The organism is Streptomyces pimonensis, assembly GCF_041380215.1.
Lineage (GTDB): Bacteria > Actinomycetota > Actinomycetes > Streptomycetales > Streptomycetaceae > Streptomyces > Streptomyces pimonensis.
The window spans coordinates 1-1,599 of record NZ_JAHWZY010000101.1 but is presented as its reverse complement, the minus strand read 5'-3'; the positions used below and the strand labels follow the sequence as shown (position 1 = coordinate 1,599).

Annotated in this window: 1 protein-coding gene; it reads left to right on the top strand. The window is 68.4% G+C overall.

Translation table 11 applies throughout. The annotated features are described in order from the left end of the window. The first annotated feature begins 26 nt into the window (after positions 1-26). Positions 27-1,562: an ISL3 family transposase gene (locus tag KYY02_RS33495; protein ID WP_442538185.1), complete on the top strand. Its 1,536-nt coding sequence runs from the start codon at positions 27-29 to the stop codon at positions 1,560-1,562. Positions 1,563-1,599: the final 37 nt, after the last annotated feature.

Genomic DNA, 1,599 nt, shown 5'->3' with positions numbered 1-1,599 from the left:
GAGTCGTGAGGGTCGTTGACATTCGCGTGAAGGATGTCAATGAGCTTGTGCAGACGGTGTTCTCGGGTCTTTCCCCGCTGGTCGTCGAGGATGTGGTCGATGAAGGTGAGCGGATCGTGGTGCGGGCACGGACTCCGCGGGACACTGCGGTCTGCCCGGTGTGTGAGGCCCCCTCGGAACGCGTGCACGGCTATCACTGGCGGACAGTCGCGGACGTGCCGGTCGATGAGCGACGGGTGGTGGTCCGTGTGCGGGTGCGGCGTCTGGTGTGTCCCACGCGCGGCTGCCGCCACACCTTCCGCGAACAGGTGCCCGGCGTCCTGGACCGGTACCAGCGACGCACCGCTCGTCTGACCAGGCAGGTAAAGGCCGTGGTCAAGGAGTTAGCGGGCCGGGCCGGGGCACGTCTGCTGGCGATACTGGCGGTGAGCCTGTCGCGTCACACGGCCCTGCGCACCCTGCTGCGGATCTCGTTGCCCACCGGGCGGGTGCCCCGTGTGATCGGCGTCGACGACTTCGCCCTGCGCCGGCGGCACCGCTACGCCACCGTAATCATCGATGCCGAGACTCATGAACGGATCGACGTGCTGCCCGGCCGCACGGCCGACACCCTGGAGGCGTGGCTGCGCGAGCATCCGGGCATCGAGATCGTGTGCCGTGACGGCTCAGCGACCTATGCTGAGGCGATCCGGCGCGCCCTGCCTGACGCGGTGCAGGTCGCGGACCGGTGGCATGTGTGGCACAACCTGTGCGAAGCCGCTCTGAGCGAGGTCAAGGCGCACAGCACCTGCTGGGCCACCGTGCTGGACGCGCCCATCTACGACGGGCCCCGCGCCCAGACGACCCTGGAACGCTGGCACCAGGTCCACGGGCTGCTCGACCAGGGCGTCGGCTTGCTCGAGTGCGCCCGCCGTCTCCAGCTCGCCCTGAACACCGTCAAACGCTACGCGCGAGCCGATCGACCTGAGCGCATGCTCCGCGTCCCCAAGTACCGCGCCAGCCTCGTCGACCCCTACCGCGAGCACCTGCGCAAACGCCGAGCCGATGACCCCGGCGTCCCTGTCAACCACCTCTTCGAAGAGATCAAAGCCCTCGGCTTCACGGGCTGCCTGAACCTCCTGCACAAGTACATCAACCAGGGCCGCGCGGACGCCGACCGCAGCCATATCTCCCCGCGCAGGTTCGCCCGGATGCTGCTGACCAGGCCCGACAACCTCAAGGCCGAGCAACACGAGCTCCTGGCCAAGCTCACCACCGCCTGCCGCGAGATGACCCAACTGGCCGCCGGTCTCAGGGACTTCGCCCCGCTCCTTACGCCACACGCCGACAACGCCGACTCGCTCACGCGCTGGATCGCCCAAGTCCGAGCAGCCGACCTGCCCCATCTACATGCCTTCACCCGGGGCCTGGACCGGGACGCCGCCGCCGTGATCGCCGGGCTCACGCTTCCATACAGCAACGGCCCCACCGAGGGCGTCAACACCAAGACCAAGCGGATCGCACGCCAGATGCACGGACGAGCAGGCTTCACCCTGCTTCGGCACCGCATCCTCCTCGGATAGCGGCACGCTCCGTCACCACCGAATGTGAGACAGGGCC